This window comes from Escherichia sp. 94.0001 (assembly GCF_013369155.2).
GTDB lineage: Bacteria > Pseudomonadota > Gammaproteobacteria > Enterobacterales > Enterobacteriaceae > Escherichia > Escherichia coli_F.
On record NZ_JABWMS020000023.1, the window covers coordinates 1 to 14,677 of the forward strand.

The window sequence follows — 14,677 nt, forward strand, 5'->3', positions numbered from 1 at the left end:
ATATTAAATAGACTAGAAACATTTTGAAATCTTTTAAATACATTTGTTACATGTAATCCTTAAAATAAAATGAACTTCATAGAATAGTATCCAAATGTGCTTTTTTTGGATAACGGCACTTATTGTTATATTCATGAAGATTATAATCACAAGGGAATACATAATGAAAAGAAAAGTTCTGGCAATGCTGGTCCCGGCGTTATTAGTTGCTGGCGCAGCAAATGCGGCTGAAATTTATAATAAAGATGGCAATAAAGTTGATTTTTACGGCAAGATGGTTGGCGAACGCATCTGGTCAAACACTGATGATAATAACAGCGAAAACGAAGATACCTCGTATGCTCGTTTCGGTGTTAAAGGTGAGACTCAAATCACCAGCGAACTGACTGGTTTCGGTCAGTTTGAATACAACCTCGACGCTAGCAAGCCTGAAGGCTCTAATCAGGAAAAAACCCGTCTAACCTTCGCGGGTTTGAAATATAACGAGTTAGGATCTTTCGACTATGGTCGTAACTACGGTGTTGCTTATGATGCCGCAGCTTATACCGATATGTTAGTTGAATGGGGTGGCGATTCCTGGGCTTCCGCTGACAACTTCATGAATGGTCGTACCAACGGTGTTGCAACCTACCGTAACTCTGATTTCTTTGGTCTGGTTGATGGTCTGAATTTTGCTGTTCAATATCAAGGTAAGAACAGCAATCGTAGCGTTACTAAACAAAATGGTGATGGCTATGCGTTGTCTGTAGACTACAACATCGATGGTTTTGGTTTTGTAGGTGCGTATAGCAAGTCTGATCGTACTAATGAACAAGCTGGTGACGGCTACGGTGATAACGCTGAAGTGTGGTCATTAGCCGCGAAGTATGATGCAAATAATATCTATGCAGCAATGATGTACGGTGAAACCCGCAACATGACCGTTTTGGCGAATGATGCATTCGCCAATAAAACCCAAAACTTTGAAGCTGTTGTACAGTATCAGTTCGACTTCGGTTTACGTCCGTCTTTAGGCTACGTATATTCCAAAGGCAAAGATCTTTATGCTCGTGATGGACATAAAGGTGTTGATGCTGACCGCGTAAATTACATCGAAGTTGGTACTTGGTACTACTTCAATAAGAACATGAACGTTTACACAGCATACAAATTTAACCTGCTGGATAAAGATGATGCAGCAATTACCGATGCTGCAACTGATGACCAGTTTGCAGTTGGTATCGTCTACCAGTTCTAATCAGCCAACACGCCTCGGCGTGTTACTGTAAAACATAACACTAGGCTGTGTCCCTTAATTACGCAACCGTTGATAAAAGAGTCGGATGCAGCCCAGTTTCACCATCGCCAGATAATTTCTCGCCGTTTTGTCGTAACGCGTAGCGATGCGGCGGTATTCTTTCAGGCGACCAAAGCACCGTTCAACGACGTTGCGATTGCGATATGCATCGCGATCAAGCCGTGCTCGTCCATCCGATGCCATTTTTTCATTTGATTTTCGGGGGATGACTGCCTTTATGCCTTTATTTTTCAGCTCGTTGCGCAATGTGAGTCCGGAGTACGCTTTGGCGGCCAGCACAACATGACCACGGCGTTTCATGCAACCGTTCTGACGATGAACGCCAATGCCGTCCAGAAGTCGTTGCGCGAACTGGCTTTCATGAGACTGCCCGGGGCTTAGCACGATATTTAACGGGAGGCCGCTTCCGTCTGTTGCCAGATGGATTTTGGTGCCCAAACCGCCTCGAGAGCGACCCAGCCCATTATCTCCGTCGATATCGGAATTTTTTTTGAGCTCCGGCGGCGCATTTTAGTGCCCGGATATTACTGCCATCCAGCGCTGTGGCAGACCAGTCAACAAAGCCGTTCGCATCAAGTAGTGAAAGCAATCTGTTGAAAATGATGTTAATCACGCCTGACTTTGACTACCTGTTAAAGCGGTTATAAACGGTTTTCCATGGCCCAAATCGTTCGGGTAAATCGCGCCATGGTGCGCCGGAACACAATACCCAGAACATGCCGTTGATGATTTTACGATGCTCTGCACATGGGCGCCCGGCCCGTCGTGTGGCAGGTTCAGGGGGCAACAAGGGCTTGATGATGGCCCATGCTTCATCGGGGAGGTCGTAGCGAGCTATGGTTCAATATGTTGTGGAAACAGACCGTTACTATAGCTCAAACTATTACGGGACACAGCCTAATAAAATCATGGCTCCTCACAAAGAAAACATCATTGAAAGAGCTCAGCAGTTTAAAAGAGTTTTAGTTTTACAGGATACAATTGAACTTAATTATTCTGGTCTGAATGAAAAACAGGGAGTTGGTCCTAAAAAATATAAAGATGAAAGAAACTTATTTCTTCATCCTCAACTCGTCATCAGTGAGTCAGGTGTTTGCCTTAGGGTTTATGATGACTATCAGTGGTTCAGGGATGAATTAAAGACCAGTAAAAATACCCGATAAGAAATCTGCAATGATTTACTTCATAAAAACATGTCAGTGAAAAAGAAACCTGGCGTTGGGTTGAAGGATATAATAAAGCAACAGAACTGGCCCGCCAATGCCCTGCTACCCATGTATTGTCAATTTCTGAGCGCGAAGGCGATTTTTATGATCTGTTTGAACACGCAGAACAGACTCCCGGAATAAAAGCTGACTGGCTTGTCAGAATGAAATTTAATAACAGAGCCACGCTGAATATCAATGGAAAACGGGATCATAGGTTGTTGCACGAAAGAATCATGGAGATTACACCGCAGCAACTGGTTGAATTCGCTATACCAGATGGGCGGGGGCAGCCAGCCAGAACAGTGACACAGGAATTGCGCCTGGCCAGACTGACACTGCATCCCCCCACCGGACGTAGAGGAAAGCTTCGTTGTGTTCCGGTAACCGTAACAGTTTTGCTTGCAAAAGAAAGAAACCCACCGAAAGGGACCCAACCTCTTATCTGGTAGTTAATGAGTAGTATTCCTGTTGAAGATTTAACGGAACCAGCACAACTTATTCAGTGGTATTTACAACACTGGAAAATTGAAGTTTTTTTTAAGTATTAAAAAGTGGATGTCAGGTTGAGACATTACAGCTTGAAACGTTTGAAAGAACCCGGAACAGTCTCGCGCTATATTTAATAATAGACTGGCGAATCATGTATATAATCTCATTGTATAAAACTATGCCAGAAATATCTAGCAAATTTATTTCCCCCGGAGATGAGTGGAAATACCTCTGGCTTCTTGTTGAAAATACAGCACCTCCGAAAAATCCTCCTGATATAAAAACAGCAACAGTAATGTTGGCGAGACCTGGAGGATATCTGGCAAGAAAAAATGATTCGCCACCAGGCCCAAAAGCAATATGGTCAGGATTAACACGATTAATGTTGTCAATTAATGACATAGAAATATCCCAGAAAACTTGTGGGTAAGGGTATGTAAGGGCAACGGTGATCATGATTGGATTCTGGCGGATAAAAACGCGCATACCTTAACGATAAGCGCGATGTTGTTCAAGTAGATATGGGGTATGTATTGGTCTAATGATGTTGGGTTTATCGTCAAAACGCTTACCTGAGAGGTAAGCGTTTTGCGCGTATTACTGAAAAAAGCGAATTATTTGTAAGTTGCAATCGTAATATTGCCAGAGAAATTTCTCTTTATATTGCGGATATCATTATCCCTTGACCGATTATCATCTTCAGCGTTGTTATGGATGATACTTTCGCCTTTAGTGGTATAGATATAATTAGCAATATCAAAGTTGTTATTCTCGCTATTTACGACTGCTCTTAAAACGTAAAGGGTTTGTGTGAATCCGTTTGCTGAGAAATCGGCATGAAGATGGTTATGTCTACCATTCAAAGCAACAAAACTCGGACAATCAATTAATTTATCGCTAACAGCTAGAGCGGCGCTACGCACATCATGTGCAGCGTTATCATTAGCAACATGAAATGCTTGTGAACAAGCATAAAACAAATTTCCAATCCCGGTAGGACTGGATAAACAAGAAATAATTTCTTCTCTTTTTTCTGGCGTTATACGATCCTGCTCTAAAGACTCTCTCACCAGATGACATTCATCAGATTTGAAAATAAATTTCTTGAATATTTCCTCATAAACATCATGAGAAAGAGATCCAGAGCGAGTGAAAGATTCGTTGGCATGAAATTTTTCGCTAAGTAAGTCTCTTATAGTGCTGTTTATTTTTTCACCACAACATAAAACAAATGAACTTCCCTCCAGAACTTGTCTTTTTGCATCTGCAAGGAGTGAGCTAAATTCCGCCTCTCCAAGCGTAAGGTTTTCCATACCTGATTGATGTAAATACTGTTCTGGAATTAAATCTTTTTGTTCCTTTAGAAGCTCGATCATTCGGCATTCGGTTTGCTTATCAGTACAGGAAGACATGTTATAGTTATTTTTAGCAACTTCCAGCTTAAGAGCATTTGCAGCAACTGTTAATTCTGAGAGTTGATGTTTTTCAAATTGATCGTGATCTGATAATAACCTTATAAACTCTTTTACATTTCGACCACTAAAATCCTGTTCCCTACTCTTTCGATCAAAACATTTTTTTTTGTTATTGAGCTCACGATACATATCAGTGACTTTAAATTTATTACTTCCGGTCTGCTCAATTTTTGTATAACTATCCATGCCTGTAACGGCAATCCATGTCTTATAATTCGCATTCTCCGATTCAGGCGTAACATGAAAATAAGGAACCAATTTATCACTAATATCATGTCGATAGATATGAAAAGAATCTAAAATGTATAATAATAAACTGCGAAAAACTTCACGAAAACTGTCATCGTGAGACCTTGCCCTATAATTATCGAGCAGGCCACTTTGTTCCATCGCATTTAACTTAGAAATATTACTCTCGAGGCTTTTTTCGATACTCTCCCTTAGATTCTGATTTTGTAACTGGCTATTATCATTCTCTGTTTTATTTGGATATATATTACTCGTCACACTAACCATAGTAACCTCGCTATTCCTCACGATGAACTATTAATTTATACACAACAATCCGAATTTAACACCACCGCTGAATATCTTAGCCCTAACTGTCAACACCCAAGTTACCAGTGCAGCGACTTAAATTAACGTCCTGGGCTAATAAATTGTGCCTGAGATGATCTCTGGCACAATTACACCTTATATATCTGAACGGAACTATCAAAAATCGCTCATCAGTAATCCCCTGAGCTATTTAGTTGTTTGTTTAATTACCCTTGGCTTCTATGCCGCTGGGTTTAATACCTTGTTACACCCCTGGCACCCACAGGGACGGGCTGTTATACGAAAAACGATCTACTGGGGCATTTTCAAATCCATGGCTTGGTGAATCCGGTATTAGTACCAGTCCGTTGTGAGCTGCGTGAATATGCAGCAGTGAATCACTCCCTGTGTCGATATGCAGCGTCGGTACACCCCGGTCAATCTCAAGAATGAGGCCGAAACACGCCGTGCCGGATACATCCACAACTTCACACTGAAGGTTTTGATCTGCTGAAATATTTACCTGATAGGACTGACAGACTTCTTCTGGCTGCTCAACGTTACCCAATTCTCAGTCCTGTAACGTCATGGTCATCGTTCAAGGCTGGTCTGTGAGTATGACATTAGCAGCGCACACACCTGATGGCGGAACTGCTGACGCTTGCTTATCCTTGTACGCCGCTGACACCATGTATACCAGCCGCTGCGGGCCACCCGGAGCACACGGCACATTGCTTTGATGCTGAACTCCGCCTGATGTTTTTCAATAAAGACATACTTCATTTCAGGTGCTTCGCGAAGTATGTCGCGGCCTTTTGGAGGATGGCCAGCTCTTCATCTCGCTCTGCCAGCTGGCGTTTGAGACGTGCAACCCCGGTGGGCATCTCCAGCTCACGTTCAGAAGAAGTCTGCTGATGTTGCTGTTTACTGCGCCAGTTGTAGAGCTGTGATTCATACAGGCTGAGTTCACGGGCTGCGGCAGCACACCGATGCGTTCAGCAAGTTTCAGGGCTTCACTGCGTAATTCAGGCGAATGTTGTTTACGTGCTTTTTTGCTGGTTGATACAGATTTTGTCATGTGAGTCACCTCTGACTGAGAGTTTACTCACTTAGCCGAGTGTCCACTATTACTGGGTAAGATCATTTCATCTCCATCTACGGCACACGCAATTGCCAAACATATCGATACAGCACCTTACCCTGCCCCTCCTGGCACAATAACATCTACCAGTGACTCTTCCAGCCACCCCAAATGCATTTCTTTATGAATTAATCCGCAACAAGACCACCTCCCATATAAAAATATTTGCAAAAATAGTGCATGAAAAAAGCCTTTTCTACAGCAGTTCGGGATATAAATATTCAACAGAATAGCAATATTCCATAGCACTCAATCTCTCATCGTCGTCCCAGACCTCTGATAATGGTCTAAAATCATTGAAGTCACTTGTGACCACATGACTCAAAAAGGAAAATTTGGCGTGAGAAACATTCAACATCAGTGCAGCATCATCATTACATATTTTCCCTCGTCGCCTACCGCTTTCGATATATTGACTCAATTTTCCAGCCTGGTTAAAAATAGCGACCAGCTCAGTCGCAAATATAGTGACTAACCTAACTAAGCAACAACAAGGAATACACTATGACTGTTCAAAAAAGTAAAGATCCGCAGGTCGATACTGCTGAAGATAATGCATTCTTCCCTTCAGAATATTCGCTTAGCCAATATACCAGTCCTGTCTCTGATCTTGATGGCGTGGACTATCCAAAACCGTATCGCGGTAAACACAAAATTCTGGTGATCGCCGCGGACGAACGTTATTTGCCGACCGACAACGGCAAATTGTTCTCAACCGGTAACCATCCGATTGAAACGTTGCTGCCGTTGTATCATCTCCATGCTGCAGGTTTCGAATTCGAAGTGGCGACCATTTCCGGCCTGATGACCAAGTTTGAATACTGGGCTATGCCACACAAAGATGAAAAGGTAATGCCGTTCTTTGAGCAGCATAAATCGTTGTTCCGCAATCCGAAGAAACTCGCGGATATTGTCGCCAGCCTCAATGCTGACAGCGAATATGCAGCAATCTTTGTTCCTGGTGGTCATGGCGCACTTATTGGTTTACCAGAAAGCCAGGACGTAGCTGCCGCTTTACAGTGGGCAATCAAAAATGACCGTTTTGTTATCTCCCTTTGCCACGGCCCAGCGGCATTTCTGGCGCTTCGACACAGCGATAACCCACTGAACGGTTATTCCATTTGCGCATTCCCAGACGCCGCAGACAAACAAACGCCAGATATTGGCTATATGCCGGGTCATCTCACCTGGTACTTCGGCGAAGAGCTGAAGAAAATGGGCATGAACATTATTAATGACGACATCACCGGGCGAGTTCATAAAGACCGTAAACTGCTCACCGGCGACAGTCCTTTCGCTGCGAATGCGTTGGGTAAACTGGCAGCACAGGAAATGCTGGCAGCTTACGTGGGTTAATCCCTGTTACATTGTAATATAAGCGCATAATCAATCGCAGCCACGTGAGTACTCACGACGTGGCTGCGTTTTTTCACGGTTAACCTGTGGCGTACTGAAGCCATAGGTTAATTTCTTTGCGGTAACGTAATACGGAACACATTATGCTTATTTAAATAGTGATATGTAGCACTTCCCCCATGCAATTCGGCAATTGCTTTGACTAAAGAAAGGCCAAGCCCCTGACCTGCAGAATGACGCGAATTATCTCCCCGCCAAAATCTACGGAAGAGTTTTTCCGGCTCATTAATTTTCGATCCAGGGCTGGCGATATCAATATTAAGAGAGCCGTTGGCATCAAGAAAACTGGTTATATGAATGCACGATTTTTCTGGTGAATATCGAATGGCGTTAACAATAAGATTCGATAACATTCGTTGAAGTAAAATTTTATCCGCAAAGATTTGCTGATTGCACTCGACCTGAAAATGAATCTGTTTCTCTTCTGAAAGGTATTCCAGATAGTCTAACAAATTCCCAATTTCCTTGTTAAGAGAGAGCGAATCCAGTTTCACCAAAACATTGCTTTTATCTGCTCTGGCAAGAAACAGTATGTTCTCTGTTAACCGCGAAATATTTTCCAGCTCTTCAATGTTTCCGGCAATTGTTTTTTGATATTCACTGATACTTCGGGTTTGACTGAGCGTCACCTGATTCTGACCCAGTAATGCATTAATTGGCGTTCTAAGTTCATGAGCGAGATCGTCAGCAAATTGGCTAAGGCGCTCAAAATCTTTTACTAAAGCATGGTGCATTTTATTCAACGCCTGACCAAGAGGTTTTAATTCACTCGGTAGTGCGATAACCTCAACAGGCTCTCGGGTGTCGTTATAATTTAATGCTTCCGTTACCCCACTCAACTTTTTGATCTCTCGTAATCCTGTTCTGATTAACAGCGGACTTAATACTGAGCACAGTATAATGGCGACGATGCAAATTATAATGCTATTAATTTTATACTGTTCAAGCATATTATGTCTGGCTGAAGCCAATTTAGCCACAGTAACCGTTAATGATGGCGAAATTTCATCAATGTTAATTCGTAAAGCATCTATCTCTGTGTCATTAATAATGCTTCTGTAAATGCCAGCTGCACTGATTGCCTCAGTCGCAGGTATGTTATTTAACATATCATCACTGACATTCGTCCGGTTAACAATTTTATTGATGCCATGACCATGAATGATCAAAATATCCTGACTAACATCCATCATCCGGTTAAAATAGACAGGTAAAGTATCTGGATTTACCCCATCAATTAGTAACTGCTTGATCTGTGCAGTCCGGTTAATGAGTGTTGTATCATCGCGCCATTTCAACTCACTTGCCAGGCCATTATAGAGAGTCCAGACAATTCCAGCGCCAGCGACAGACAGTAGCAATATAAAAAGCAAGGTTAAACGGACGGTTATAGATAATCTTTTCATTATTTTTTTACCGCTACAAATGAATACCCCATTCCCCGGATTGTAGCGATTAGCTTTTCAGGAAAAGGATCATCAACTTTTGCGCGGAGCCTGCGAATAGCGACATCCACCGTATTAGTATCACTATCGAAATTGATTCCCCAAATTTCACTCGCAATAACCGTTCTGGGTATAATTTCGCCAGCTCTGGAGGCCAGTAGCCAAAGTAACTGAAACTCCTTGCGCGTCAGTGTAATACTGATATTGTCCCTGCTCACACTTTGACTAACAGAGTCCATTCTTAATCCGCTGATTTCTAATGTTGAATTCAAAGCGTGATGTTGTCTTAATTGTGCCCGAACCCTCGCCAGCAACTCAGAAAATGAAAAAGGTTTTACCAGATAATCATTTGCCCCACTGTCCAGCCCTCTAACTCTGTCATCGACAGAATCCCTTGCTGTAAGGCAAATAACGGGGGTTTGCTTTGCCGTTCGTAACGTTTGTAAGATCTGCCAGCCATCCATACCCGGAAGCATAATATCCAGAATGATCAATGCATAATCATCCTTCAGCGCAAGATAAAGCCCATCTCTGCCATCAGAAACCGCATCAATGACATAACCTGCTTCTGAAAGCCCCTGCGTTACCCATTCCTGGGTCCTTTGATTATCTTCAATAAGTAGAATCTTCATGAAAATAATATGCCATAAATCATATGTTATAGAAACAGCTTGGTTCATTACAAAATTGTAATGCTTCTGTAAGGTTATCACAGACGTTTTTTCGCTATCCTCAAAACTCATTCACATGACAAGGATATAAACATGTTAAAGCGTTATTTACTACTCTCGGTTGCAACGGCTGCATTTTCATTACCTTCTTTGGTTTATGCCGCACAACAGAACATTCTTAGCGTGCACATTTTGAACCAGCAAACAGGAAAACCCGCTGCCGACGTGACAGTCACTCTGGAAAAGAAAGCGGATAACGGCTGGTTACAACTTAATACCTCCAAAACAGATAAGGATGGACGAATCAAGGCACTGTGGCCCGAGCAAACTGCAACCACGGGCGATTACCGTGTTGTATTTAAAACTGGAGAATATTTTAAGAAACAAAATCTTGAAAGTTTCTTCCCTGAGATCCCTGTTGAGTTTCAAATTAATAAAGTGAACGAGCATTATCATGTACCTTTGTTACTTAGCCAATATGGGTATTCAACCTATCGTGGCAGTTAATGCATAAATATATAAAAGCAGATCTCTGCTACTGTTAGGGAGGTGACTCCCTGACAGATTAACAGTAAACGGCTCTTGCTGGCTAACGACAAAAAAGTGTAATGGCTTATGAAAAAGAATCAATTTTTAAAAGAATCAGATGTTACGGCCGAGTCGGTATTCTTTATGCAGCGTCGGCAGGTGTTAAAAGCACTGGGCATCAGCGCAGCTGCACTTTCTTTGCCTCACGCCGCACATGCTGATCTGCTTAGCTGGTTCAAAGGGAACGATCGTCCGCCCGCCCCCGCCGGAAAAGCGCTGGAGTTCAGCAAGCCTGCCGCCTGGCAAAATAACCTGCCACTGACGCCAGCAGATAAAGTCTCCGGTTATAACAACTTCTATGAATTCGGGCTGGATAAAGCCGATCCCGCCGCTAATGCTGGTAGCCTGAAAACCGATCCATGGAAACTGAAAATCAGCGGCGAAGTGGCAAAACCATTTACCCTCGATCACGATGATTTAACCCGTCGCTTCCCGCTGGAAGAGCGTATTTATCGTATGCGCTGCGTGGAAGCGTGGTCGATGGTGGTGCCGTGGATTGGTTTTCCACTGCACAAATTGCTGGCGCTTGCCGAACCCACCAGCAATGCAAAGTATGTCGCTTTCGAAACGATTTATGCGCCGGAACAGATGCCAGGCCAGCAGGATCGCTTTATTGGCGGCGGGCTTAAATATCCTTATGTCGAGGGATTACGTCTCGACGAAGCAATGCATCCACTCACACTGATGACCGTAGGTGTTTATGGCAAGGCGTTACCGCCACAAAATGGCGCGCCGGTGCGACTGATTGTGCCGTGGAAATATGGCTTTAAAGGGATTAAATCGATCGTCAGTATTAAGCTGACCCGCGAGCGTCCGCCAACCACCTGGAATCTGGCAGCGCCTGACGAATACGGTTTTTACGCCAACGTTAATCCGCATGTTGATCACCCGCGCTGGTCACAGGCTACCGAACGATTTATCGGTTCAGGCGGCATCCTCAATGTACAGCGCCAGCCAACGCTACTGTTTAATGGTTACGCCGAGCAGGTGGCATCGCTGTATCGTGGCCTGGATTTGCGGGAGAATTTCTAAATGCGTCTGACAGCAAAACAGGTGACATGGCTGAAAGTTTGCCTGCATCTTGCCGGATTGTTGCCGTTTCTCTGGCTAGTCTGGGCGATTAATCACGGTGGATTGGGTGCCGATCCGGTGAAAGATATTCAGCATTTTACTGGTCGCACTGCACTGAAATTTTTGCTGGCGACCTTGTTAGTTACACCTCTGGCACGTTACGCAAAACAGCCGTTATTGATACGCACTCGCCGCCTGTTAGGCTTATGGTGCTTTGCCTGGGCGACACTGCATTTAACCAGTTACGCATTGCTGGAGCTGGGCGTGAATAATCTGGCGTTATTAGGTAAGGAGTTAATTACCCGGCCTTATTTAACGTTAGGTATTATCAGCTGGGTAATTTTGCTTGCGTTAGCGTTCACTTCAAACCAGGCGATGCAGCGAAAACTCGGCAAACACTGGCAACAGCTGCATAACTTCGTCTATCTTGTCGCGATCCTGGCCCCAATACATTATCTGTGGTCAGTGAAGATTATTTCACCGCAGCCACTCATCTACGCTGGGCTGGCTGTACTGCTTTTAGTCTTACGGTATAAGAAGTTGCTTTCCCTTTTCAACCGGCTACGCAAGCAGGTTCACAACAAATTATCTCTATAACTTCATATTGCCGACAAAGTACGCGTTATCCCTGCCGGATGCGGCGTGAGCGCCTTATCCGGCCCACACAGATCGCATCAAGTTATGTTTCGTTTGTCATCAACCTCAAATCATCGACATAATTTATTTCATTTCAATAAGATAGGTAAATACACCTGAGAAAACTATGCTCTTGTTTCCTAAGAGTTATTGCATTTCGTCATATGTTACAATATAACATAACACATCATGTGCAATAACTCTGGAGGAAACTGTTTTGGCGATTCGTCTTAATAAACTGGCTATTGCTTTAGGTGTCTTTATTGTTAGCGCTCCTGCCTTTTCGCATGGTCATCACTCACACGGCAAACCCTTAACAGAGGTCGAACAAAAAGCGGCTAACGGTGTTTTTGATGATGCCAATGTACAAAACCGAACGCTCAGTGACTGGGATGGAGTCTGGCAATCCGTTTATCCCTTACTGCAAAATGGCAAGCTTGACCCCGTCTTTCGAAAGAAAGCGAATGCAGATAAAACCAAAACATTCGCAGAAGTTAAAGATTATTATCAGAAAGGCTACGCGACAGATATCGAAATGATTGGTATTGAGGACGGCATTATTGAATTCCATAGAAATAACGAAACTACATCCTGTAAATATGATTACGATGGCTACAAAATACTCATCTATAAATCAGGCAAGAAAGGCGTTCGTTACTTATTCGAATGTAAAGATCCTGAAAGCAAAGCTCCTAAATATATACAATTTAGCGATCATATAATTGCACCACGAAAATCATCTCATTTTCACATTTTTATGGGTAATGATTCACAGCAATCTTTATTGAATGAAATGGAAAACTGGCCAACGTATTATCCCTATCAGTTGAGTAGCGAAGAAGTGGTCGAGGAGATGATGTCTCATTGATTTTTTTGCGCTGACTTCAATTATTTAACAGAACAGTGTCTGGTAGTAACGACAATAATTTACCAAGACAAATAAATAAGACAAACTCAGACACGCTCATGCTTGAGACGTGTCTTTTTTATTATGTCTGTAGAAAAAACTGAGGAAACGGCGAACAATAAATACACAACTCACCAATACAGACTGGTAGCGCCAATGTCTCCAGGAGCAAGTCATCTGTCATGGTAAAGCTAACCAGAAATATAGGTTAATTTTGGTATTTAAACCTTTTTTACTTGTTAGTATGATACAAAGGCTTTCAAAAAAGCTGGGAAATTCAACAACTCTTGGAAATTATGGACTTTGTCCCGCGGCTTTAATCTGACGGCCGCGTTCCTTTTTTGGCTCAATTATTGACCCCATCTCTACGCAACTTCAGTTCCCGCCACCAACTTTGCGGCAGTTTCATAGGATCAATGTCTAAAAGAATAATGGTGACCGATAAGAAAACGACTGAATAACAGTAGATTTTCGCTCGAAACCTTCCTGTCTGATCCATAGCGAATCAAGTGCTGAATGTCACAGTATCGAACAGAAAACAGTGACGATCTAAACCTTCAAGAATATTCTACGATTGTTCTGTTAAGAAAAAGCAAGGCGGGAAGTTAGGAGATAAGTCATTGATAAAGTGGCGGAGAGAGGGGGATTTGAACCCCCGGTAGAGTTGCCCCTACTCCGGTTTTCGAGACCGGTCCGTTCAGCCGCTCCGGCATCTCTCCGTTCAGATGGTTGCCATGATGCCAGGAAATTTGGCATTTTAACAGTCCCTGTCCGTGCAATTTTGTTCAAGTGACGAGTTTGCGAGCAAAACGATGATTAAGTGGCCCTGGAAAGTACAAGAATCAGCACATCAAACTGCCCTTCCCTGGCAGGAAGCACTATCGATCCCCCTTTTAACGTGTCTGACGGAACAGGAACAAAGCAAATTAGTCACTCTTGCCGAACGTTTTTTACAGCAAAAACGGCTTGTTCCCTTACAGGGCTTTGAGCTGGATTCACTAAGAAGCTGCCGGATAGCCCTTCTATTTTGCCTGCCCGTTCTGGAGTTAGGGCTAGAATGGCTGGATGGTTTTCATGAAGTCTTAATTTACCCTGCGCCATTTGTGGTCGATGATGAGTGGGAAGACGATATCGGTTTAGTGCATAACCAACGTATTGTTCAGTCAGGTCAGAGCTGGCAGCAAGGGCCAATCGTTTTGAACTGGTTGGATATACAAGATTCGTTTGATGCTTCTGGTTTTAACCTGATTATTCATGAAGTCGCTCATAAGCTGGACACCCGTAACGGCGATCGCGCCAGCGGAGTTCCCTTTATTCCGTTGCGTGAGGTTGCTGGCTGGGAACACGATCTTCATGCCGCAATGAACAACATTCAGGAAGAGATCGAATTAGTCGGTGAAAATGCGGCGAGCATCGATGCTTATGCTGCCAGTGATCCTGCTGAGTGTTTTGCCGTACTTTCTGAATATTTCTTTAGCGCCCCTGAGCTTTTTGCTCCTCGTTTCCCTTCATTGTGGCAACGTTTCTGCCAATTTTATCAACAAGATCCTTTGCAGAGACTACGTCATGCTAATGATACAGACTCTTTTTCGGCGACGAATGTTCATTAATTAACAAGTTTGCAGATTAATTAACCAGTTGAAATAACTTATGAAATTTGGTGTTGACAGACGCGGCACCGCTAAGTAATATGCGCCTCGTTCTCACGATTCCTCTGTAGTTCAGTCGGTAGAACGGCGGACTGTTAATCCGTATGTCACTGGTTCGAGTCCAGTCAGAGGAGCCAAATTCTAAAA

General features: G+C 43.3%; 13 protein-coding genes, 2 tRNA genes and 2 pseudogenes. 10 read left to right on the plus strand and 7 right to left on the minus strand.

Features of this window, described 5'->3' with window-relative positions; genetic code table 11:
* Nucleotides 1-163: 163 nt before the first annotated feature.
* A complete protein-coding gene (locus HEN33_RS12795; RefSeq protein WP_088541397.1) occupies nt 164-1,237 on the plus strand; it encodes a porin in 1,074 nt (357 codons plus the stop codon).
* A gap of 54 nt (nt 1,238-1,291) precedes the next feature.
* Here the strand turns inward: HEN33_RS12795 and HEN33_RS12800 are convergent.
* Nucleotides 1,292-2,135, minus strand: a pseudogene (locus tag HEN33_RS12800) (IS5 family transposase).
* Between HEN33_RS12800 and HEN33_RS12805 the strand changes: the two are divergent.
* Together HEN33_RS12805 and HEN33_RS27100 are read left to right on the plus strand one after the other, a co-directional pair.
* On the plus strand, nt 2,134-2,460 hold the full coding sequence (locus HEN33_RS12805; protein WP_159458264.1) for a hypothetical protein: 327 nt from the start codon (nt 2,134-2,136) through the stop codon (nt 2,458-2,460). The pseudogene HEN33_RS12800 and the gene HEN33_RS12805 overlap by 2 nt on opposite strands.
* Before the next feature lie 712 nt (nt 2,461-3,172).
* Entirely contained in the window at nt 3,173-3,424 is a 252-nt protein-coding gene (locus HEN33_RS27100) for an IS4 family transposase (protein ID WP_349817641.1), read from the plus strand.
* Nucleotides 3,425-3,608: 184 nt separating this feature from the next.
* On the opposite strand, the gene HEN33_RS12815 is transcribed toward HEN33_RS27100, so the two are convergent.
* The 3 genes and pseudogenes from HEN33_RS12815 to HEN33_RS12825 all read right to left on the minus strand — a co-directional run.
* Complete coding sequence (locus HEN33_RS12815; RefSeq protein WP_160530549.1) at nt 3,609-4,985, minus strand: hypothetical protein; 1,377 nt, start codon at nt 4,983-4,985, stop codon at nt 3,609-3,611.
* Between the two features lie 286 nt (nt 4,986-5,271).
* On the minus strand, nt 5,272-5,574 hold the full coding sequence (locus HEN33_RS12820; RefSeq protein WP_170876768.1) for a hypothetical protein: 303 nt from the start codon (nt 5,572-5,574) through the stop codon (nt 5,272-5,274).
* A 77-nt stretch (nt 5,575-5,651) separates the two neighbouring features.
* Nucleotides 5,652-6,084: pseudogene (locus HEN33_RS12825) on the minus strand (transposase); the annotation flags it as partial.
* 567 nt (nt 6,085-6,651) lie between these two features.
* On the opposite strand from HEN33_RS12825, the gene hchA reads away from it, so the two are divergent.
* On the plus strand, nt 6,652-7,503 hold the full coding sequence (gene hchA, locus HEN33_RS12830) for a glyoxalase III HchA (RefSeq protein WP_000218041.1): 852 nt from the start codon (nt 6,652-6,654) through the stop codon (nt 7,501-7,503).
* A 107-nt stretch (nt 7,504-7,610) separates the two neighbouring features.
* Here hchA and hprS read toward each other — a convergent pair whose 3' ends face one another.
* On the minus strand, nt 7,611-8,969 hold the full coding sequence (hprS, locus tag HEN33_RS12835; RefSeq protein ID WP_176263356.1) for a two-component system sensor histidine kinase HprS: 1,359 nt from the start codon (nt 8,967-8,969) through the stop codon (nt 7,611-7,613).
* Complete coding sequence (gene hprR, locus HEN33_RS12840) at nt 8,969-9,640, minus strand: response regulator transcription factor HprR (protein ID WP_001339045.1); 672 nt, start codon at nt 9,638-9,640, stop codon at nt 8,969-8,971. The genes hprS and hprR overlap by 1 nt, the downstream gene beginning before the upstream one ends.
* Nucleotides 9,641-9,772: 132 nt before the next feature.
* Between hprR and hiuH the strand changes: the two genes are divergently transcribed.
* The 4 genes from hiuH (at nt 9,773) to zinT (ending at nt 12,842) form a co-directional block, all read left to right on the plus strand.
* The gene (hiuH, locus tag HEN33_RS12845; protein WP_176263355.1) at nt 9,773-10,186 is read left to right on the plus strand and encodes a hydroxyisourate hydrolase; all 414 of its coding nucleotides are present in this window, start codon (nt 9,773-9,775) and stop codon (nt 10,184-10,186) included.
* A gap of 108 nt (nt 10,187-10,294) precedes the next feature.
* Complete coding sequence (msrP, locus tag HEN33_RS12850; RefSeq protein WP_176263354.1) at nt 10,295-11,299, plus strand: protein-methionine-sulfoxide reductase catalytic subunit MsrP; 1,005 nt, start codon at nt 10,295-10,297, stop codon at nt 11,297-11,299.
* A complete protein-coding gene (gene msrQ, locus HEN33_RS12855) occupies nt 11,300-11,935 on the plus strand; it encodes a protein-methionine-sulfoxide reductase heme-binding subunit MsrQ (protein WP_176263353.1) in 636 nt (211 codons plus the stop codon).
* 256 nt (nt 11,936-12,191) lie between these two features.
* Nucleotides 12,192-12,842 (plus strand): metal-binding protein ZinT, encoded by a 651-nt coding sequence (gene zinT, locus HEN33_RS12860; RefSeq protein WP_176263352.1) that lies wholly within the window; start codon nt 12,192-12,194, stop codon nt 12,840-12,842.
* 668 nt (nt 12,843-13,510) lie between these two features.
* Here zinT and HEN33_RS12865 read toward each other — a convergent pair.
* Nucleotides 13,511-13,600 (minus strand) — tRNA-Ser (locus HEN33_RS12865).
* Between the two features lie 93 nt (nt 13,601-13,693).
* On the opposite strand from HEN33_RS12865, the gene mtfA reads away from it, so the two are divergent.
* Both mtfA and HEN33_RS12875 read left to right on the plus strand, forming a co-directional pair.
* On the plus strand, nt 13,694-14,491 hold the full coding sequence (mtfA, locus tag HEN33_RS12870) for a DgsA anti-repressor MtfA (RefSeq protein WP_032237848.1): 798 nt from the start codon (nt 13,694-13,696) through the stop codon (nt 14,489-14,491).
* Between the two features lie 100 nt (nt 14,492-14,591).
* A tRNA-Asn gene (locus tag HEN33_RS12875) sits at nt 14,592-14,667 on the plus strand.
* The last annotated feature ends 10 nt before the right edge of the window (nt 14,668-14,677 follow it).

Bases quoted from the DNA above. Each gene is read 5' to 3' on its own strand.
- HEN33_RS12795 (WP_088541397.1), top strand. From the start codon at position 164: ATGAAAAGAAAAGTTCTGGCAATGCTGGTCCCGGCGTTATTAGTTGCT.
- HEN33_RS12805 (WP_159458264.1), top strand. From the start codon at position 2,134: ATGGTTCAATATGTTGTGGAAACAGACCGTTACTATAGCTCAAACTAT.
- HEN33_RS27100 (WP_349817641.1), top strand. From the start codon at position 3,173: ATGCCAGAAATATCTAGCAAATTTATTTCCCCCGGAGATGAGTGGAAA.
- HEN33_RS12815 (WP_160530549.1), bottom strand. From the start codon at position 4,985: ATGGTTAGTGTGACGAGTAATATATATCCAAATAAAACAGAGAATGAT.
- hchA (WP_000218041.1), top strand. From the start codon at position 6,652: ATGACTGTTCAAAAAAGTAAAGATCCGCAGGTCGATACTGCTGAAGAT.
- hprS (WP_176263356.1), bottom strand. From the start codon at position 8,969: ATGAAAAGATTATCTATAACCGTCCGTTTAACCTTGCTTTTTATATTG.
- hprR (WP_001339045.1), bottom strand. From the start codon at position 9,640: ATGAAGATTCTACTTATTGAAGATAATCAAAGGACCCAGGAATGGGTA.
- hiuH (WP_176263355.1), top strand. From the start codon at position 9,773: ATGTTAAAGCGTTATTTACTACTCTCGGTTGCAACGGCTGCATTTTCA.
- msrP (WP_176263354.1), top strand. From the start codon at position 10,295: ATGAAAAAGAATCAATTTTTAAAAGAATCAGATGTTACGGCCGAGTCG.
- msrQ (WP_176263353.1), top strand. From the start codon at position 11,300: ATGCGTCTGACAGCAAAACAGGTGACATGGCTGAAAGTTTGCCTGCAT.
- mtfA (WP_032237848.1), top strand. From the start codon at position 13,694: ATGATTAAGTGGCCCTGGAAAGTACAAGAATCAGCACATCAAACTGCC.